We start from the raw sequence: 19,407 nt of genomic DNA, 5'->3' as shown, positions 1-19,407 counted from the left end.
TTCTAAAAGTGACTAGAAATTAAAGACGTGAGCGCCGTTTCAGTGCGGTCGATTCAGTGGATTCAACCGGATTGAAGCACTTTCGAGCCTGGCGGGTCACAGAAAACCCGTCGCAACGCTCCTCGAAAGCGAGCCGAGATTGTAGCAAATCGGGATGGCGTCCGCGCGCGTGCGCATAGGCCAAAAAAGCGGGCGCGAACGCGCCCGCAGGACTTCAAACCGGCAAGAAACTGAGCGCCGGCGCGAGCAGCACCATCACCACGCCCGCGATCATCATCGTGAGGCTCGCCACCACGCCCTCTTCGCTGCCCAGTTCACGCGCCTTCGCAGTGCCCACGCCGTGCGCCGCCGCGCCGAAGAGCGCGCCGCGCGCGAGGCGCGTGCGCAGCGGCACGAGGCCGAGCACCAGTTCGCCGAACAGCATGCCGCACACGCCCGTGGCGATCACGAACAGCGCGGTGAGGTCGCGCGGCGCGTGGATCTTGTCCGACACCGCGAGCGCGAACGGCGTTGAGATCGAGCGCGTCATCAGGCTGCGCTGCAGATCGGGCGACAGGTGCAGGAGCTTGGCTAGCGCGAGCGAGCCGCCCACCGCCACGATGATGCCGACCGTCACGCCCACGGTGAGCGAGATCCAGTGGCGCTTGAGCAGATCGCGGTACTCGTAGATCGGCACCGCGAAGGCCACGGTGGCCGGGCCGAGCAGCCACATGAGCCAGCGCGTGTCCTGGAAGTACACGGGGTACGGAATATGGAGCACCAGCACGAACACGCCGAGCACGGCGGGCACCGCAACGAGCGGCGTGAGCCAGGGCGAGCGAAAGCGCGCATAGAGCGCCTTCGAGGCGAAATAGAGCGCAACGGTGAGGATGAAGCAGCCGGCCGCGATGAGCCGCGCCGCGTCGTCGGCGAACAGGGACGAATAAAACGTGTTCATGACGGATTCCCCCTCACACTATTGAGGACGTTGCAGCTTCAAGCCCGCGCCAGATGGCGCGAGTGCCGCGAATCGCGCACGCGCTGCAGCGCGAGGCGCCGCTCGAGCTTCGCGGCCTGTTCGACTGCGAACGCCACGGCCACCATCACCATCAGCGTGCCGCCGACCACGACGAGCGCGAGACGCCAGCCGTCGGCGCGAAAGAGGCCGCCGTATTTCACGGCTGCGACGGCGGCCGGGATGAAGAACAGCAGCATGTCGGAGAGCAGCCAGTCGGCGCCCGCCTTCACCCAGCGCGGCGTGACGCCGCCGCAAAAGAGCAGCGCCAGCAGCAGCACCAAGCCGACCACGCCGCCCGGCACCGGCAGGTGCGTGAAGCGCGTGAGAGCGTCGGCGGCGTACCAGACGCCCGCGAGCAGCGCCGATTGCACGGTAATGCGTCCGATACGGCGCCCGAAGCTCGCCATGCCGCCCACGTTGCCGACGTTGCGTTCAGCGCTTTCAGGGACTTTCGCGGCCGGGGCGGAGGTAGTCATGGCAAACCCTAAGTGACACTGGAATGGAAGTCAGTATAGGGTGCAGCGCAGCATAAACATAATGACTTAAGATCATCTGCTACATTCCCTATTGGAATGCACCAACTCAGCTCCCGGCTGAGCGTGTTTCCTGCACATTTGTGGAGTCCCGATCGTGGAACTGCGCGCGCTTCGCTATTTCATCGAGGTGGTGCGGCAACAGAGCTTCACCGCCGCGGCCGAAAAACTGCATGTCACCCAGCCGACCATCAGCAAGATGGTGAAGGCGCTCGAAGACGAGACCGGCACCCAGCTCCTGCTGCGCGACGCGCGCCAGATGGTGCTCACCGACGCCGGGCGCATCGTCTATCAGCGCGGCCAGGAGGTGCTCGCCGCGCAGGCGCAGCTGCAGGCCGAACTCGCCGATCTCGGCACGCTCGGGCGCGGCGAACTCACCATCGGCATCCCGCCGATGGGCGGCTCGCTCTTCACGCCCGCCATCGCCACGTTTCGCCAGCGCTATCCCAAGATCGAGCTGAAGCTTTTCGAGCAGGGCTCACGCGCCATCGAAGCCGCGCTGATCTCGGGCGAGCTGGAGCTGGGCGGCGTGCTGCTGCCCGTCGATCCCGCGCTGATCGACGTCTTGCCGATCTCGCACGAGCTGCTGTGGCTCGTCGCGCGGCGCGGTTCGCGCTGGGACAACAAGCTCGCCGTGCCGCTCGCGGAGCTGGCCGGCGAGCCGTTCGTGTTCTACGGCGAAAGCCTCGCGCTCAACGACGTCGTGCTGAACGCGTGCCGCACGGCCGGCTTCGTACCGCAGGTGGTGGGACGCAGCGGCCACTGGGACCTGATGGCAGCGCTCGTGCTCGCGGGCGTGGGCATTGCGCTGCTGCCCGCGCCGTACGTGCGCCGGCTAGACGCCGAGCGCTTCACCTGCCTGCCGGTGAGCGAGCCGCAAATCACCTGGGACATGGCGATCGGCTGGAAACGCAGCGGCTATCTCTCGCATGCGGCGCGCGCGTGGCTCGACGTCGCGCGCGCGGAGTACGGCAAGCCCTTCACGTTTCTCGACGACTTCGTGCACCCGCCGGGGATGGAGAAGCAGCCGGGCAAGCCTGGCTGAAGCCTTCGGTGAGCCATGGCATCGGCACAGGAAACGCGCAACGTCAGGCGTCGACGTGCTGAAGCGCCGTATCGCGCTCGCATCTCGTTTGTGCGATGAAGTCGGCCGCACGCTCGCCGATCATCACGCTGGGCGCATTCGTGTTGCCGCCGATGAGCGTCGGCATGACCGAGGCGTCGGCAATGCGCAGACCCGTCACGCCGCGCACCCGCAACTGCGGATCGACGACGGAGCGCGCGTCGCCGCCCATGCGGCAGGTCGCCACGGGGTGATAGATCGTGTCGGCATGGCGCGCGATCGTCTCGCGCAATTGCGCGTCGCTCTGGTCGCCATGAGTGTAGAGTTCGCGGCCGCCAAGCCGCGCCAGCGCGGGCGCGTCGAGTATGCGCCGCGCGAGGCGCGCGCCCAGCACGAGCGCGTCGAGATCGCGCGTATCGGAGAGAAAGCGCGGGTCGATCATGGGCGCCACGCGCGCGTCGGCGCTCGCGAGCGTGACTGTGCCGCGGCTCGCCGGGCGCAGTACGCACACGTGCAGCGAATAGCCGTGGCCCCAATGCAGGCGGCGGCTGTGATCGTCGACGAGCGCCGTGCAAAAGTGCAGCTGCAGGTCGGGCCGGTCGAGTTCGGGGCGGCTCTTCAGGAAGCCGCCCGCCTCCGCCACGTTGGTCGTGAGCATGCCGCGCCGCCCCCGCAGATATCGCCAGAAGCCCGCGGTCATGCGCGCCGCGCCGCGCAGCGAGTAGCCCACGGTGTCGCTCGAATGCACGCGCTTATTGAAGGTGAAATCGATATGGTCGATCAGGTTGCGGCCGACTTCGGGCGCGTCGTGGCGCACTGCAATGCCGTGCGCGCGCAGCTCGTCGGCGGGACCGATGCCCGAGCACATCAGCAATTGCGGCGAGTTGAACGCGCCGGCCGCGAGGATCACCTCGGCGCGCGCTTGCAGGGTCTCGATCGCGCCGCCGCGCGCAAGCTCCACGCCGCTCGCACGCGCGCCGTCGAAGCTCACGCGCAGGACCGTCGCGTCGGCGATCAGATGCAGGTTCGGCCGCTCGCGCCCGTACAGATACGCGCGCGCCACCGTGCAGCGTTCGCCCCCGCGCTGCGTCACCTGGTAGAAGCCGACGCCCTCCTGTTCCTCGCCGTTGAAGTCGTCGTTCAGGCGAAAGCCCGCCTCGCGCGCGGCCTCGACGAAGCGCGCGGCGACCGGATTGCGCTCGCGCAGGTCGGCCACGCACAGCGGGCCGCCAGCGCCATGCCAGGCGCTCGCGCCGCGCTCGTTGTCCTCGGCGCGCAGAAAGTACGGCAGCACGTCGCGCCACGCCCAGCCCGTGCAGCCGAGCTGCGCCCATTCGTCGTAATCGAGCGGATGGCCGCGCGTGTAGATCATCGCGTTGATGGTGCTCGAGCCGCCGAAGCCGCGGCCGCGTGGCTGGTAGCCGCGCCGTCCGGCGAGTCCCCGCTGCGGCACGGTTTCATAGGCGTAATTGTTTTTCGTGCGAAACGGGACGAGCGCGGCGACGCCGAGCGGCATGTTGACGAACGGATTGCGCGCCGTGTGCGGCCCGGCTTCGACGAGCGCGATGCTCGCCTGCGGGCAACGGTCGGCCAGTCGCCCCGCCAGCGACGCGCCGCCCGAGCCGCCGCCTACGATGATGTAATCGTATTGCATCGTCTCCCTCCTGTCGGCTTGCCTCTTACGAGGCACCGGCGCGCTATTTGCACGCTCGTTCGTTTTCGGCTTCAATGGCGCATTGTAGGAAGCGTCTGATTCCGAGGTCAGCTTATATGTCAGAGCATCCCCTCTAAATCTGACGGCGGATCGACGCCTATGATGGAAGGCGGTTCGGCCGCCAGAGCCGAAACCCGCAAAGATTCCAGCAAGCAGCAAGGGGAGCGCTGGGGCGCACAAGAATCACTCACCTCACGGGCGCTTCCCATGGAGCGGCCACTGCGCACGCCTCCCCGTCACGACAGCGAACACAACACGAACGGCCGCGCGTGAAGCCGCCGCGCACCGCAAGCCTTGCATCGGAGACACGCAGATGAACCCGACGGAAGTCACGCATCGCCCCGGCACGACCCACGAAGTGACGAACCAGGCGCCGCCGCTCGTCGACTACAACCTCTTCACCACCGACGCCGCGCTCGGCGAGGCCCTCGCGCGCGCAGGCGCGAACTGGCACCGCGAAACGCTAGCGCGCCATGGCGAGACGCTCGGCAAGGCGCAAACGCTCGCGCTCGCCGACCTCGCCAATCGCCATGAGCCGGAACTGCACACGCACAGCCCGCGCGGCGAGCGTATCGACGCGATCGAATTCCACCCCGCCTGGCACGAACTGCTCGCGCTGCTGCGCGAGCAGGGGCTGCATGCACTGCCGTATTCGGACCCGCGGCCCGGCGCGATGGCCGCGCGCTGCGCGGGCTACTTCCTGCACGCGCAGCTCGAATCGGGCTCGTTGTGCCCGCTGACCATGACGTTCGCGAGCATCGCCGTGCTGCAGCGCGAACCGGCGCTGTTCGAAACGCTGCGCGCGCCGCTCTACACGCGCGAGCACGACGCGCGCGATCTGCCGCTCGCGCAGAAGCGCTCGATGATGATCGGCATGGGCATGACGGAGAAGCAAGGCGGCTCGGACGTGCGCAGCAACCGCACCGAGGCGCGAGCCGCGGGCATCGAAACCGGACGCGGTGCGGCGTATCTGCTCACCGGTCACAAGTGGTTTTTCTCGGCGCCGCAGTGCGACGCGCATCTCGTGCTCGCGCGCACCACGGAGCACGATGGACTCTCCTGCTTCTTCGTGCCGCGCTACCGGCCGGACGGCACGAAAAACGCGGTCAATGTGCAGCGCCTGAAGAACAAGCTCGGCAACCGCTCGAACGCGAGCAGCGAAGTGGAGTTCTTCGATGCGTACGGCGTGATGATCGGCGACGAAGGCCGCGGCGTGCCGACCATCATCGAGATGGCGAACTACACGCGGCTCGACTGCGTGATCGGCAGCGCGGCGCTCATGCGCGCGGCGCTCGTGCAGGCGATCCACCACGCGCGCCACCGCAGCGCGTTCGGCCGCGTGCTCGCCGAGCAGCCGCTCATGCAAAACGTGCTCGCCGATCTCGCGCTCGAATCGGAAGCGGCGACGGCGCTCTTCATGCGTCTTGCGCGCGCGTTCGAAGACAGCGCCGACGCGAAACCCGGCGATACGGACGATAAATCGCTCGAAGCGCGCGCATGGCGGCGCATCGTCACGCCCGCGGCGAAGTTCTGGGTCTGCAAGCGCGCGCTCGCGTTCACGGGCGAGGCCATGGAAGTCTGGGGCGGCAACGGCTACGTCGAGGAAGGGCCGATGGCGCGCTTCTACCGCGAAGCGCCCGTCAACTCGATCTGGGAAGGCTCGGGCAACGTGATGTGCCTCGACGTGCTGCGCGCGCTGGAGCGCGAGGCCGACGCTGCCCAGGCGCTCTTTCTCGCGTGGCGGCGCGACGCGCAGACCCACCCGGTTCTGAACGCCGCGCTCGACCGCCTTTCGGTACTGCTCAACGGCGCGCCGGGTACGCGCGAGACGAGCGCGCGGCGCATCGCGCAGCAGATCGTGCTGATCGCACAGGCCATGCTGCTGCGCGACGGTCCGCCGGAGATCGCCGAACCGTTCATCGCGACGCGCCTCGACGAGCACGACGCCGACTGCGACCGCGTATTCGGCACGCTGCCTGCGCGCTTCGATCATGCCGCGATCATCGAGCGGGCTTTTCCGTCGCGCTCGGCATGACCCTCAGTGTCATCCGACAACACGAGCCGATTTTTCCGTTCGCCCGCGCGCCACAGCGCGCGCGAACGCCACGAGGACCGACCATGAAGCAGGACCTGCCCGAAGACTTCGCCCGCAGCGCGAACGACACGCCCGACGACCCGCGCGCCGCGCTAGATACGCTGCTCGCCGCGCAGCGCGAAGCCTTCCTGCGCGACCCGTTCCCGTCCTGGGACGCACGCGCGCGCAATCTCAAGGCGCTGCGCGACGTGCTGTTCTCCAACCGCGACGCGCTCGCCGAGGCGATGAACGCCGACTTCGGCCAACGCGCGAAGGCGGAGGTCGCGCTCGCGGAATTCGTCGTCCTCAAGCAGGAGATTGATGCGGCGCTCAGGCACGGCGCGCGCTGGATGAAGCCGCGCCGCAGACCGGTCGGCAAGTGGCTGCTCCCCGGGCGCGCGAAGCTGGTGCCGCAGCCCCTTGGCGTGGCGGGGATCGTCGTGCCCTGGAACTATCCGCTGCAGCTGGCCGCGAGCCCGCTCGTGTGCGCGCTCGCGGCGGGCAACCGCGCCATGATCAAGATGTCGGAGCTGACGCCGCGCACGTCGACGCTGTTCGCGGAGCTGATCGGCAAGACCTTCGCGCGCGACCACGTGGCGGTCGTGAACGGCGACGCGTCGGTCGGCGCCGCCTTCAGCGCGCTGCCGTTCGACCATTTGCTCTTCACCGGCTCGACGCGCGTGGGGCACGAGGTCATGCGCGCGGCCGCCGCGAACCTCACGCCGGTCACGCTCGAGCTGGGAGGGAAGTCGCCCGTGATCATCGGTGAAGACGCGCGCCTGAACTACGCCGTGGACAGCCTGCTGCTCGGCAAGACGCTGAACGCGGGGCAAACCTGCATCGCGCCCGACTACGTGCTGCTGCCGCGCGGCCAGGAGGCGGCGTTCATCGCTCGTGCGCGCACGCGCTTCGCGCACCTCTATCCGGACTTCGCGAACAACCGCGACTACACGTCGATCATTTCGGCGCGCCACTTCGAGCGCCTGCAACGCCTCGCCGATGAAGCTCAGGCGAGCGGCGCGCAACTGCACGCGCTCGGCACCCACGACGCCGCCACGCGGCGCTTCGCGCCCGTTATCGTGACGAACGCCGGCGCGCAGACGGCGCTCATGCAGGAGGAAATCTTCGGGCCGCTCCTGCCGCTCGTGCCCTACGACACGCTCGACGAAGCGTTGCGCTACGTCAATGCGCGCCCTCGCCCGCTTTCGCTCTACCTCTATGCCGACGACGCGCGCACGGTCGAGCGCGTGACGCACGAAACGGTGGCAGGCGGGATGTCGGTGAACGAGACGCTCATGCATATCGCCGCCGAGGGACTGCCGTTCGGCGGCGTCGGCCCGAGCGGCATGGGTGCGTATCACGGCTACGAGGGCTTCGTCACGTTCTCGAAGATGAAGCCCGTCTTCACCCAGGCCCGGCTGAACGCGCGCGGGCTCATCGCGCCGCCCTACGGCAAGCGCGTCGCCTGGCTGATCAAGTTGATGTTGAGGGGTTGAAGGGCAGCGCGGGGCGAGTGCCGCCGACCCTGCGAATGTCGCTGATCTCGCGCGGGGCGGCGCCGGCCGAGGCGCCGGCCGGCATGGCGGTTTGCGCTTGCGCGGCCGCCTTGGCCTTCGCGTCGTTGTCCGCTTCGAGCCGGTGCAGCCAGGCGAGCAGTTCGGCCACCGCCTGATAGAGCTGCGGCGGAATCTTCGCATCGAGGTCGACGCGCATGAGCAGCGAGACCATCTCCGGCGCTTCGTGTACGTAGAGGCCCGCTTCCTTTGCGCGTTGCACGATCATCTCCGCGACGAGGCCGTAGCCCTTCGCGACCACGCGCGGCGCGCCGTCGCCTTCGGGCGCGTCGTAGGCGAGCGCGGCGGCGCTCTTGCGGTGCGTGCGGCTCATCACAACTCCCAGTCGGGGTCGAGGCGGCGGTTGCGCGCATCGGCCGCGTCGGCGCCCGGTCGCGCGGCGGACGCATCCGCCGGGGCGCCTGCCTGCGCCGTCTGCGCGGCGGATGCGGCGGAAGTGGTTTGTGCGGCGTAGGCGCTCGCAGCGCTCGCGGCCCTTGCCGCCTCGGCGGGGCTCGCCGCAGCGCCGCTGCCGATCTCGCGGATCGAGAGCCCCGCGAGCGTGAGCCCGAGTGCTTCGAGCCGCCCGCGCAGCGACTCGCTGTCCGCTGTGAGGCGCGCGGCGCCGCCCGCGTTCGCCTGCACGCGCACGGCGAGCGTCGAGCCCGTCAGCGTCAGTTCCGCGTCGACGGTGCCGAGCTTCGGCAGCGCTAGCGTGAGCCGCGTGCGCCATGGGATGTCGTCGGCGTCCCCGCCGCCTGCGCCCGAGTGCGGGTCGCGGGCGTCGTAGTCGTCTTGCTGGATGCTCCAGTCCACCCGCACGCCCGGCCAGGCCTCGCCGTTCCAGCGAAACTCACCGGTGGCGAGCAGATCGAGCTGCTGGCGCACGAGCGGAATCACTGCCGGATGGACCGACGGGCCGGCGGCCTGCGCGGCGGCGTCGTGCATGGCAGGCAGCAGGGTGTCGGCAAGCGTCGCGCGCGCCTGCGCCTGGCTCGCGGCCGCGTCGCCGTGCAGATCGGCCAGCCCGGGGAGGGTCCGCGCCAGTGCGGCATTGAGCGCGTTCGCCGCGTTCCGGGCATAGCCCGCTTCGCCGCCCGCGGCGCCCGGCGCGTCGGAGAACGTCTCGGTCCACTGCACGTCGTCGATGTCGTCGTCGGCCGGGCTCCAGTCGAGCGGCAGTTGCGCGTGCGCGCCGAGCAGTCGGTTCTGCGGCTCGTCGGCGAGTTCGGCGGGCGAAAGCTGGCCGCGCAACCATTGGGCGAGGTGGGCTTCGTAGAAGAGTCCGCTCGAGCTCACCGTCTGCGCGAGCGACGCAGCGAGTGCGGCGACCGGACCGGCTTGCGCGGCGGCGGCGGTTTGCGCCGTTTGCGCCGTTTGCGCCGTCTGCGCCGTTTGAGCGGTTTGTGCGGCCTGCGGGTTTTGCGAGGACGCCGTTTGCGCGCTGGCTCCGGTCCCGGCGTCGGCCGCCCCGGCCAGCGCTTCGCCGGCCAGACCTTGGGCCGCGAGCGCCACGTCTGCGAGCAGCGCCGCTTGCGCCGCCTGCGCCTGCTCGCTGGCAAGACCCGGCAGCGGCAACGTGGCCGTGCCGGCGGGCGCCGCGTCGGCATCGGGGCTGGCCCAGAGCGGCGCGCGGCCCACCACGGCAGGCGTCGCTTCGCCGCCCGAGCGGATGATGGCGTCGAGCGCCAGCGCAACCGCCGAAAGCACGGTCTCCGTGGAGTCCTGCGTGCTGCTGGTGTTGGCTGCGGTGTCGGCGAGCGCGGCGGCGCCCGTTGCGAGCGCGGAGACGCCCGTCTGCGCCGCGCCGGAGGCGCTCTGCGGCCCGACCGGCGTGAGCGCCGCGATGCGGCTCGCGAGGAGCGCGGCGGCTCCGGTGTCGATTCCGTTCATGGTGTTCCGGATCTGCGCACGGCGCTGACCTGCCGGTTCATGGGGCGTTGCGCGCCGTTGCCTCGCGAGGCGCCATGCGCCGCGCTAGCGGGCTCCGTAGATTTCCTGCAAGACCCGCGCGGGCTGCACGGTGCCGTAAAAGAGCGCCGAAAGCCGTGCCATACAAGGGCTTGCGAGATCGCGAATGGCGGCGTCGTCGGCGAGGATCTGGCGGATCAGCTCGTACTTGCGCGCCCGCTCGGAAACCGTGAGCCGCACCACGGCTTCGGCGTCCCTCAAGGCATCGACGAGGATCCTGTACTCCTCCTGCAAGCCGATCAGATCGTTCCAGTGCGCATCGCGCGCCGCATGGAGCATCTGCTCCGACACGGCCGCTATCGCTTCGTAGCGGGCGAAGTAGTCTGCTTTTGAACTCATCTCATCAATGAGCCGGGCGCTGACGCGGATGCCTGTTCGGCCATCCTCGCCACTTCCGGCGCTATCCCCAACCAGGCTTCTTCGAGCGTAGCCAGCAGTCTATCGACCTCGACCAGCATGGTCTCGCTCTGTTTGATATTGGCTTCCAGCAGGCGCCTCGTCATGTAGCTGTACAGCGCATTCAGGCGTTGGGCGATCTCGCCGCCCGCCTCGACGTTCAACGCGAGCTGAAGTCCGCTCTCGACAATCCGGATCGCCTTGGCGATCGCCTCGCAACGCGGGCCGACATTGCCGGCCTGCAAATGCATACGCGCCTGCGCGATGGCCTGGCGCGCTCCCTGGTACAGGAGCACGATCAGCTTGTGCGGGCTCGCACCCATGACCCCCGTTTCGACGCCCACGCGTGCATAGGCGTTAGCTCCAGATTGGGCAGGGGAAAACATCGGCGCTTCTCCTTGATACGTTTGGCTTGAATGCGGTCGTCCGACGCGCTGTGCAAGCACGAGCGGCGGACTCTTCTAGCCGGGTTATCGGAACGTAGGGGGAGAAGCTTTAGCGCGTTGCGCGGGCGAAGGCTTCGGGCACCGTCACACCTGAATCTGCATGATGTCGGTGTAGGCGGCCACGAGCTTGTTGCGCACCTGCAAGCCGAACTGGAAGCCGATGTTGGCTTTCTGCATGTCGACCATGACGTCGTTGAGCGACACGTTGTTCGCGCCCAGTTCGAATGCCTGCGACTCGCCAACCGCCTTCTGCTGGGCGTCGCTGATCTGGTCGAGCGACGACTTGAGCGCCGCCGCGAACCCGCCGGCCGTGGCCGCGCCCGATTTTTCGTCGGCTGCGGTGGGGCCGCCGGCCGCCTGAGTCGCCATCGACTGCATTTGCGCCAAGGCGGACGTGAGCGGGGATACTGGCACGGTCATGTTTGCTCCACGAAAAGGGGACAGCAGGGTATTCCGGGGCGAGCCCCAGGGCCGGAGTTTCAGTGATTGCGCGGCAATCCTGCGGGCCCGGCCGAGACGGCGCACTGACAGGACGCCGAATCTGGAGGAGAGCATAGCAGCGGGTCCGTTTCCGCAGCCCCGAAACTAGGGGGAAAACCCGGCTCTATTCGCGCAATCGGCTTGCCAGTGGCCCCGGATAATGCGTCACGTGAAAGTCTCCGCCATGCAAGGCGAGACCTGGAAGCCTCCGGAGATACCCGTCGCATGGATTCGACTGCCAATTCTTTGATCAACCCCGACGCCCGCATGGGCCTCGCCACCTCTGGCGCGGGCGCCGCGCCCGGCGCTGGCGCGGGCGCAGGCCTGGGCGGCGCGGATGACCTCGGCGGCGGCTTCGCGCAACGCCTCGGCTCGCTCTCGTCGTTGCGCAACGTGCGCGGCAACCCGCGCGCGCCGCTCATTTTTGCCGTGGCGGTGCTCGTGGCCGTGATCGCGGGTCTCGTGCTGTGGTCGCGCGCGCCCGACTACAAGGTGCTGTACAGCAACCTGTCGGACCGCGACGGCGGCGCCATCATTACTGCCCTCCAGGCCGCAAACGTTCCCTACAAGTTCTCGGACGCCGGCGGCGCCATTCTGGTGCCCGCGGAGCAGGTCAACGAAATGCGCCTGCGCCTCGCCTCCCAGGGCCTGCCGAAGAACGGCTCGGTCGGCTTCGAGCTGATGGACAACCAGAAGTTCGGGATCAGCCAGTTCGCCGAGCAGGTGAACTACCAGCGCGCGCTCGAAGGCGAGCTCGAACAAACGATCCAGTCGATCGCGAGCGTGAAGTCGGCGCGCGTGCATCTGGCCATTCCGAAGCCTTCGGTGTTCGTGCGCGAGCGCGAAGCGCCCTCCGCCTCGGTGCTGGTGAACCTCTATCCGGGCCGCATTCTCGATGACGGCCAGGTCGCCGCGATCACGCACATGGTGGCTTCGGCCGTGCCGGACCTGCCGGTGCGCAACGTGACGGTGGTCGACCAGGACGGCAACCTCCTCACCCAGAGCGCCACGGGCGTGGGCCTCGACGCCTCGCAGCTCAAGTACGTGCGCCAGGTCGAGCACGACACCCAGGCGCGCATCGACGCGATCCTCGCGCCGCTGTTCGGCGCCGGCAACGCGCGTTCGCAGGTGAGCGCGGACCTGGACTTCTCGAAGCTCGAGCAGACCTCCGAAGCCTACGGTCCGAACGGCAACCCGCAGGGCGCCGCCATCCGCAGCCAGCAGCAGAACATTTCCACGGAAATGCAGCAAAGCGGCGCGGGCGGCGTGCCCGGCGCGCTCACGAACCAGCCGCCGCAGCCGGCCTCGGCGCCCATCAGCGCGCCGGCGGGCGCGAACGGCGCGTCGGCTCCGGTGCCGGTCTCCGATCATCGCGACACCACCACGAACTACGAGCTCGACAAGACCGTGCGCCACTATCAACAGGCGCCGGGCGACGTGAAGCGCCTATCGGTCGCCGTGATCGTGAACTATCAGCCGAAGGTGGATGCCAAGGGCCACGCCACCATGCAGCCGCTCGACGCGCAGAAGCTCGCGCAGGTCGAGCAGCTCGTGAAGGACGCCATGGGCTACGACGCCAAGCGCGGCGACTCGGTGAACGTGGTGAACGCCGCGTTCCAGACCGAAGTCGACCCGAACGCAAACCTGCCGTGGTGGCGTCAACCCGACATCCTCGCGCTTGCCAAACAGATTGCGACGTGGCTCGGCATTGGCGCGGTGGCTCTCTTCCTCTATTTCGTGATGGTGAAGCCGGCGCTGCGCCGCGCGTTCCCGCCGCCCGAGCCGGTCGCGCCCTCGCTGCCTGGCATGGCCGACGGCGAGCCGCTGCTGCTCGACGGTCTCCCCGAAGCCGTGCGCATTGGCGGCACCGGCGCGCAAGGCGAAGACAACGCGGAAAACGAAGCCGCCATGCTCGCCTTCGAAAACGAGAAGAACAAGTTCGAACGCAACCTGGAATACGCGCGCAACATCGCGCGCCAGGATCCGAAGATCGTCGCAACCGTCGTGAAAAGCTGGGTGAACGATGAACACTGAAGGCGCAACCAAGAGCGCGCTGCTGCTCATGTCGATCGGCGAGCAAGAGGCCGCCGAGGTCTTCAAGTTCCTCGGTCCGCGCGAAGTGCAGAAAATCGGCGCCGCCATGGCTGCGCTCAAGAACGTCAAGCGCGAAGAGATCGAAGTCGTCTTGCAGGATTTCGTCAAGGAAGCCGAGCAGCACACCGCCTTCTCGCTCGACTCGAACGACTACATCCGCAATGTGCTCAACAAGGCGCTGGGCGAGGACAAGGCCGGCGCGATCATCGACCGCATTCTGCAAGGCGGCGACACGAGCGGCATTGAAGGCCTCAAGTGGATGGATTCGGGGTCGGTGGCCGAGCTCATCAAGAACGAGCACCCGCAGATCATCGCGACGATTCTCGTGCACCTCGACCGCGACCAGGCCTCGGAAATCGCTTCGTGCTTCACCGAGCGCCTGCGCAACGACGTGCTGCTGCGTATCGCGACGCTCGACGGCATCCAGCCGCAGGCGCTGCGCGAACTCGACGACGTGCTCACGAACCTCCTCTCGGGCAGCGACAACCTCAAGCGCAGCCCGATGGGCGGCATCCGCACGGCGGCCGAAATCCTCAACTTCATGACGAGCCAGCACGAAGAAGGGGTGATCGAGAACGTTCGCCAGTACGACGCGGAACTCGCGCAGAAGATCATCGATCAGATGTTCGTGTTCGAGAACCTGCTCGACCTCGAAGACCGCGCGATCCAGCTGCTGCTCAAGGAAGTCGAGTCGGAGTCGCTTATCATTTCGCTCAAGGGTGCGCCGCCCGCGCTGCGCACCAAGTTCCTGTCGAACATGTCGCAGCGTGCGGCCGAACTGCTCGCCGAAGACCTCGACGCGCGCGGTCCGGTGCGCGTGTCGGAAGTCGAGGCACAGCAGCGCCGCATCCTGCAGATCGTGCGCAACCTCGCCGAGAGCGGTCAGATCGTTCTAGGCGGCAAGGCAGAAGACGCTTATGTCTGACACCAGCTCCGCGAACAGCCATCGCTCGGCGTACCAGCGCTGGGAGATGGCCTCGTTCGACCCGCCGCCTCCCGCGCCGCCGCCGCCCTCGCCCGACGAGACGGCCGCGTTCGAGGCCCAGCTCCATGCGCTGCGCGACGCGGCGCACCAGGAGGGGCTGCGCTCCGGCCACGTGGCGGGCCAGGCGCTCGGCTACCAGGCCGGTCACGAACAGGGCCGCCAGCAGGGCTTCGAGCAGGGCCAGGCCGAGGCGCGCGCGCAGGCCATGCAGCTCGCGCTGCTGGCGCGACGCTTTAGCGACGCGCTCGAAACGGCGCAGGCCGGCGTGGCCGAGACGCTCGTGGAACTCGCGCTAGATATCGCGCAGCAGGTCGTGCGCCAGCACGTTCAGCACGACCCGACGGCGCTCGTCGCGGTCGCGCGCGAAGTGCTCGTGGCCGAGCCGCAGCTCGCCGGTTCCCCGCAGCTCGTGGTGAGCCCCGCCGATCTGCCGATCGTCGAGGCTTATCTGCTGGACGACCTTCAGGCGCGCGGCTGGAGCGTGCGCACGGACCCGACGATCGAGCGCGGCGGCTGCCGCGCGCAGGCCGCGACGGGCGAAACCGACGCCAGCATTCGCACGCGCTGGGAGCGCGTGACGGCCGCGCTCGGCAAGGCGCGGCCATGGTGAACCATCCCCAGCCGCCGAGCCATCAGACCATCCACACGGGCGGTCTCACGCCGCTCGAGCAGGAACTCGCGCTCGCCTCGTTCGGCCCGCTCGCGAGCGACCCCGCGCAGCTTGGCGCGTTGCTCGTGGGCGACCTCGACGTCCCGGGCAAACCGACCAGGCGCGAGGCACGCGGGCTGGGCGCCGCCGACACGCTCGACGCGATCGACGCGGCGCTTGCCGCGGACGCGGCCGATGCGCCGCCGGGACTGACGGGCCTGACGGATCACGCCGCGCCGGTAGCGGCCGAAACCTCGAGCGCGCCCTACGTGCCGCCGGCGAACTACGACCCGACCAACCCGTTCCTGACCTCGTGGAACGCGCAACTGCGCGGCGTGCGCGAGCGCAATGCGCTCGCCCTGCCGCTGCGCGGCTGCGGGCGTCTCACGCGCGCGGCGGGCCTCGTGCTCGAAGCCGTGGGGCTGCGCCTCTCCGTGGGCGCCGAGGTGATGATCGAACTGCCGCCGGGCAGCTCGCTGCCGATGGCCGAAGCGGAAGTGGTCGGCTTCGGCGGCGACAAGCTCTTTCTGATGCCGACGACCGAAGTCGCGGGCCTGTTGCCCGGCGCGCGCGTCTGGCCGCTGGAAACCGCGCCGATCGCCGATCCCAAGGCCGGTGCGAAGCGCCTGCCCGTGGGCTGGGGCATGCTAGGCCGCGTGGTCGATGCCTCGGGCCGCCCGCTCGACGGCCTGGGCCCCTTGAACACCGAGGCCGACGCGCCGCTCACCGCCCCCGTCATCAATCCGCTGAACCGCGAGCCGATCCACAAGGTGCTCGACGTGGGCGTGCGCGCGATCAACTCGCTGCTCACGGTCGGGCGCGGCCAGCGCATGGGCCTCTTCGCGGGCTCGGGCGTCGGTAAATCGGTGCTGCTCGGCACGATGGCGCGCGCAACCAGCGCGGAAGTCATCGTGATCGGCCTGATCGGCGAGCGGGGCCGCGAAGTGAAGGAATTCATCGAGCAGATCCTGGGCGAGGACGGCCTCGCGCGCTCGGTCGTCGTGGCCGCGCCGGCCGACGTCTCGCCGCTCCTGCGCATGCAGGCCGCCGCGTACACGACGTCACTGGCCGAATATTTCCGCGACCAGGGCAAGCACGTTCTGCTGCTCATGGACTCGCTCACGCGTTACGCGATGGCCCAGCGCGAGATCGCGCTCGCCATCGGCGAGCCGCCCGCGACCAAGGGCTATCCGCCTTCGGTGTTCGCCAAGCTGCCGGCGCTCGTCGAGCGCACCGGCAACGGCCCCGAGGGCGGCGGCTCGATCACGGCGTTCTACACCGTGCTCACCGAAGGCGACGATCAGCAGGACCCGATCGCCGACTCGGCGCGCGCGATTCTCGACGGCCATATCGTGCTTTCCCGCGCGCTCGCCGAAGCGGGGCATTATCCCGCCATCGACATCGAGGCCTCGATCAGCCGCGCGATGACCGCGCTGATCGACGACCAGCATCTGAACCAGACGCGCGCGCTCAAACAGATGCTTTCGCGCTATCAGCGCAACCGCGACCTCATCAACGTGGGTGCGTACGTGAGCGGGCGCGACGCCGTGCTCGACCGCGCGATCGCGCTGTATCCGCGCATCGAGGCCTTTCTTCAGCAGGGTTTTCGCGAAACCGCGAACTATGATCAGAGCGTCGAGATGCTCGGCCAGCTGATCGGAGCCAGGACATGACGAAACAGACCGCGCTGCAAACCCTGATCGGCCTCGCGCAAGACGACGTCGACGCCGCCACGCAAAAGCTCGGGCGCGTGCAGCGCGAGCGCGTCGAGGTCGAAAAGCAGCTCGAGGCGCTCATCACCTACCGTGACGAGTACCACACGCGTTTCACCGAATCGGCGCGCAGCGGCATGGCCGCGGGCAACGTGCGCAACTTCCAGGCGTTCATCGACACGCTCGACGCGGCGATCGAACAGCAGCGGCGCCTGCTCGAGCAGGCCACCGCGCGAGTGGAAGCCGCCAAGCCCGAGTGGCAGCGCAGCAAGCAGAAGCTCGGCTCGTACGAGGTTCTGCAAACCCGCCATGACGATGTGCAGGCCCGCAAGGACGCCCGCCGCGAACAGCGCGACGCCGACGAGCACGCCGCCCGCGTGCTGCGTATGCGCACGTCGCAACATCCGTAACACATTTGCGAGGCCGCCAGTATGTCGCTGCTCTCTTCCCTTTCTTCGCTGTTCGGCGCCGCCACGGACGCGGTGTCGGGCAATTCCGCATCGAACGCCGTGTCGAACACGGCATCGAACTCCATCAGCCAGGCGGATGCCGCCAGCCAGGGCTTCGCGCAGACGCTGCAACAGCAGATGAATGCGCAAAGCGCGCAGGCCAGCCAGAACGCCCAGGCGGCGCAAAGCGCGCAGTCGAATGCGTCGGCGCAGTCCAATTCGAACGCGTCGAGCAGCAGCGCCTCGCAGAGCAGCAACAGCAGCAGTGCTTCGCAGACGTCCAGCTCGAACTCGAGCCAGGCCTCGCAAGGCACGTCGAGTGCCGATCACCGCGCCGCCGCCGCGCGCGCCCAGCAAAAACAGGCCACTGACGCAGGTGCGCAAGCCGCCGCGGCTCAAGCCCAGCAGGCGCAGCAAACGCAGCAGGGCCAGCAGACCCAGGACGGCACGAGCACCGACGCGAACGCCGACGGCAGCCAGGCGAGCAGCGACAGCACGCTCGCCGGCGTCGCTTCCGCCGCGGCGGCAGCGGCCGCCACGGCAGCCACAGCAGTTGCCGGCGCGGCAGGCGACGGCACGGCCACGGGCAGCGCCGCGAGCAACACCTCGACGTCGGTACACGACGCCCTGCAAGCCGCGCTCGCGCAACTGCGCGGCGGCGCGGCTACGCTCGCCACGCATGCGGTGAGCACGGCCGGGTCGGCTGCGAATGGCGCAACCACGGCCAGCACGGGCTCGGGTTCGAACATCGTCAGCAGCTTCGCCTCGCATTTGAGCGCGACCGCCCAAAGCAAGGCGTTCAGCACGGCCGCCAGCAGCGGCGCGAGCGCCGACGCGCCCAAGGGCGCGACGACCACCGCGACCGACGCCGCCAAGGCCGCCACCGACGCGCTCACGGCAGCCACGCAGCAGCAGGCAGGCGCCGCCACGCAGACCGACGCCACGGCGAGCACCGCGACCACCGACGCGCTCGCCGCCACCCAGGCCGCAGCGGTCGCCGCCGCGACGGCCGCGCAAGCCCAGGCCGCCCAGGCGGCCAGCGCAACCGCGAATCCGACGGCGGCGGCCGCCTCCGCGTCGATTACGCCGCAGGTCGGCACGAACGACTGGGAAGACGCGCTCAGCCAGAAAGTCGTGTTCCTCTCGAACGCGCACCAGCAGTCGGCGGAACTCACGCTCAATCCGAAGGATCTCGGACCGCTCCAGGTGGTGCTGCAGGTTTCCGACACCCACGCGCACGCCCTCTTCGTGTCGCAGCACCAGCAGGTGCGCGAGGCCGTCGAGGCGGCCTTGCCGAAGCTGCGCGAGGCGATGGAGCAAAACGGCATCGGCCTTGGCAGCGCGAGCGTGAGCGACGGTTTCTCGCGGCAGATGAACCAGCAGGCGCAGCAGGACGGCAGTGGTTCGGGCCGCTCTAGCCGTTCCGGTTCGGGCTCGGGCAGCGCGCTCGCCGCAACGGACGCTGAGGACGACACGAGCAGCGTCGCGAGCGTCACGACGCGCTCCGTCGGTCTGATCGACACGTTTGCCTGACACCTTCCTGACACCCCGCCTTACGCAGCCGCACCCGGCGGCTGCGTACGCTGACCTCGCGCCCCCACGCGAAAGGCTTGCCGCGGCGCTCAACAAAACCACGAGATAGCCGGAATTCCCCCGTCTATTCTTCCCATCGCTGAAAGGCAAAAGCCGGAACAATGCAGCATGCCCGGACTGACCACCAGGTCGGTGCCCCGGACCCTTGCAAGCATCCAGGCTGACTTTTCGACATGGCGACCACCACCGCATCCCAGCAAGCCGCGCCCCAGGGCGCGAAACCCGGACCGATGAAGCGCATTATCGTCATCGCGCTCATTGCGATCCTCGCCGCCGCCGCGGCGGCCGGCGCGACGTGGTTCTTCATGTCGCGCCACGCCCCGAGCGCGCCGGCCACGCCGGCCGCAGCACCCCCGGCCATGCCCGTGTATTACGCGCTCGAGCCGATGACCGTCAATCTGCAATCCGACGACGGCGAGTCGCACTACCTGCGCATCGGCCTCACGCTCAAGCTCGACAGCCAGGCCACCCAGGACGCGCTCGTCGCGCGCATGCCCGAGATCCGCAGCCGCCTGTTGCTCGCGCTCTCAAACAAGCATCCGTCCGACCTCGCACCGCTCGACGGCAAGCGTGCGCTCGCCACGGAACTCGCCGTGCTGATCTCGCAGCCTGCCGCCGCGAACGAGAAGTCGATGCACGTCGACGACGTGCTGTTCACCGAATTCGTCGTCCAGTGAGCGTGGCTGACATGATTCCCG

At 68.7% G+C, this 19,407-nt stretch carries 18 protein-coding genes and 1 riboswitch; of the genes, 10 read left to right on the top strand and 8 right to left on the bottom strand.

Features of this window, described 5'->3' with window-relative positions; translation table 11 throughout:
• Positions 1-22: 22 nt before the first annotated feature.
• A riboswitch (S-adenosyl-L-homocysteine riboswitch) is annotated at positions 23-130 on the bottom strand.
• 84 nt (positions 131-214) lie between these two features.
• Positions 215-937 (bottom strand): LrgB family protein, encoded by a 723-nt coding sequence (locus M3I53_RS26160; protein WP_254318736.1) that lies wholly within the window; start codon positions 935-937, stop codon positions 215-217.
• Between the two features lie 38 nt (positions 938-975).
• Entirely contained in the window at positions 976-1,404 is a 429-nt protein-coding gene (locus M3I53_RS26155) for a CidA/LrgA family protein (protein WP_254318787.1), read from the bottom strand.
• Positions 1,405-1,627: 223 nt separating this feature from the next.
• Between M3I53_RS26155 and M3I53_RS26150 the strand changes: the two genes are divergently transcribed.
• Positions 1,628-2,575 (top strand): LysR family transcriptional regulator, encoded by a 948-nt coding sequence (locus M3I53_RS26150; protein WP_254318735.1) that lies wholly within the window; start codon positions 1,628-1,630, stop codon positions 2,573-2,575.
• A 43-nt stretch (positions 2,576-2,618) separates the two neighbouring features.
• Here the strand turns inward: M3I53_RS26150 and M3I53_RS26145 are convergent, their stop codons facing one another.
• Positions 2,619-4,247, bottom strand: coding sequence for a GMC family oxidoreductase (locus tag M3I53_RS26145; RefSeq protein WP_254318734.1), 1,629 nt, complete (start codon positions 4,245-4,247; stop codon positions 2,619-2,621).
• A 373-nt stretch (positions 4,248-4,620) separates the two neighbouring features.
• Between M3I53_RS26145 and M3I53_RS26140 the strand changes: the two genes are divergently transcribed.
• Both M3I53_RS26140 and M3I53_RS26135 read left to right on the top strand, forming a co-directional pair.
• Positions 4,621-6,342 carry an isovaleryl-CoA dehydrogenase gene (locus tag M3I53_RS26140; protein WP_254318733.1) on the top strand — a complete coding sequence of 574 codons (1,722 nt, stop codon included), beginning with the start codon at positions 4,621-4,623 and terminating at the stop codon, positions 6,340-6,342.
• A gap of 83 nt (positions 6,343-6,425) precedes the next feature.
• Positions 6,426-7,877: a coniferyl aldehyde dehydrogenase gene (locus M3I53_RS26135; protein WP_254318732.1), complete on the top strand. Its 1,452-nt coding sequence runs from the start codon at positions 6,426-6,428 to the stop codon at positions 7,875-7,877.
• On the opposite strand, the gene M3I53_RS26130 is transcribed toward M3I53_RS26135, so the two are convergent.
• The 5 genes from M3I53_RS26130 to fliE all read right to left on the bottom strand — a co-directional run bounded on the left by M3I53_RS26130 (position 7,855) and on the right by fliE (position 11,167).
• Positions 7,855-8,268: an EscU/YscU/HrcU family type III secretion system export apparatus switch protein gene (locus M3I53_RS26130; RefSeq protein ID WP_254318731.1), complete on the bottom strand. Its 414-nt coding sequence runs from the start codon at positions 8,266-8,268 to the stop codon at positions 7,855-7,857. The genes M3I53_RS26135 and M3I53_RS26130 overlap by 23 nt on opposite strands.
• The gene (locus tag M3I53_RS26125) at positions 8,268-9,827 is read right to left on the bottom strand and encodes a flagellar hook-length control protein FliK (RefSeq protein WP_254318730.1); all 1,560 of its coding nucleotides are present in this window, start codon (positions 9,825-9,827) and stop codon (positions 8,268-8,270) included. Before M3I53_RS26125 ends, M3I53_RS26130 begins: the two co-directional genes overlap by 1 nt.
• Before the next feature lie 84 nt (positions 9,828-9,911).
• A complete protein-coding gene (locus tag M3I53_RS26120; protein WP_254318729.1) occupies positions 9,912-10,244 on the bottom strand; it encodes a flagellar protein FliT in 333 nt (110 codons plus the stop codon).
• The gene (fliS, locus tag M3I53_RS26115) at positions 10,241-10,687 is read right to left on the bottom strand and encodes a flagellar export chaperone FliS (RefSeq protein WP_254318728.1); all 447 of its coding nucleotides are present in this window, start codon (positions 10,685-10,687) and stop codon (positions 10,241-10,243) included. Before fliS ends, M3I53_RS26120 begins: the two co-directional genes overlap by 4 nt.
• 144 nt (positions 10,688-10,831) lie before the next feature.
• Positions 10,832-11,167 (bottom strand): flagellar hook-basal body complex protein FliE, encoded by a 336-nt coding sequence (fliE, locus tag M3I53_RS26110; RefSeq protein WP_069264308.1) that lies wholly within the window; start codon positions 11,165-11,167, stop codon positions 10,832-10,834.
• 285 nt (positions 11,168-11,452) lie between these two features.
• Between fliE and fliF the strand changes: the two genes are divergently transcribed.
• The 7 genes from fliF (at position 11,453) to fliL (ending at position 19,386) form a co-directional block, all read left to right on the top strand.
• Positions 11,453-13,261 (top strand): flagellar basal-body MS-ring/collar protein FliF, encoded by a 1,809-nt coding sequence (gene fliF / locus M3I53_RS26105; RefSeq protein ID WP_254318727.1) that lies wholly within the window; start codon positions 11,453-11,455, stop codon positions 13,259-13,261.
• Complete coding sequence (gene fliG / locus M3I53_RS26100) at positions 13,251-14,246, top strand: flagellar motor switch protein FliG (RefSeq protein ID WP_254318726.1); 996 nt, start codon at positions 13,251-13,253, stop codon at positions 14,244-14,246. Before fliF ends, fliG begins: the two co-directional genes overlap by 11 nt.
• Positions 14,239-14,916, top strand: coding sequence for a flagellar assembly protein FliH (gene fliH / locus M3I53_RS26095; RefSeq protein WP_254318725.1), 678 nt, complete (start codon positions 14,239-14,241; stop codon positions 14,914-14,916). The genes fliG and fliH overlap by 8 nt, the downstream gene beginning before the upstream one ends.
• Positions 14,910-16,628: a flagellar protein export ATPase FliI gene (fliI, locus tag M3I53_RS26090; RefSeq protein ID WP_254318724.1), complete on the top strand. Its 1,719-nt coding sequence runs from the start codon at positions 14,910-14,912 to the stop codon at positions 16,626-16,628. The genes fliH and fliI overlap by 7 nt, the downstream gene beginning before the upstream one ends.
• The gene (fliJ, locus tag M3I53_RS26085; RefSeq protein WP_254318723.1) at positions 16,625-17,077 is read left to right on the top strand and encodes a flagellar export protein FliJ; all 453 of its coding nucleotides are present in this window, start codon (positions 16,625-16,627) and stop codon (positions 17,075-17,077) included. The genes fliI and fliJ overlap by 4 nt, the downstream gene beginning before the upstream one ends.
• A 21-nt stretch (positions 17,078-17,098) precedes the next feature.
• Positions 17,099-18,649, top strand: a complete 1,551-nt coding sequence (locus M3I53_RS26080; protein ID WP_254318722.1) for a flagellar hook-length control protein FliK — start codon at positions 17,099-17,101, stop codon at positions 18,647-18,649.
• Positions 18,650-18,882: 233 nt separating this feature from the next.
• Entirely contained in the window at positions 18,883-19,386 is a 504-nt protein-coding gene (gene fliL / locus M3I53_RS26075; protein WP_254318721.1) for a flagellar basal body-associated protein FliL, read from the top strand.
• Positions 19,387-19,407 lie beyond the last annotated feature (21 nt).

This window comes from Paraburkholderia sp. CNPSo 3272 (genome assembly GCF_024206495.1).
Lineage (GTDB): Bacteria > Pseudomonadota > Gammaproteobacteria > Burkholderiales > Burkholderiaceae > Paraburkholderia.
Note: the sequence above shows the minus strand (reverse complement) of the source record. Positions and strands in the feature narration are given on the sequence as shown.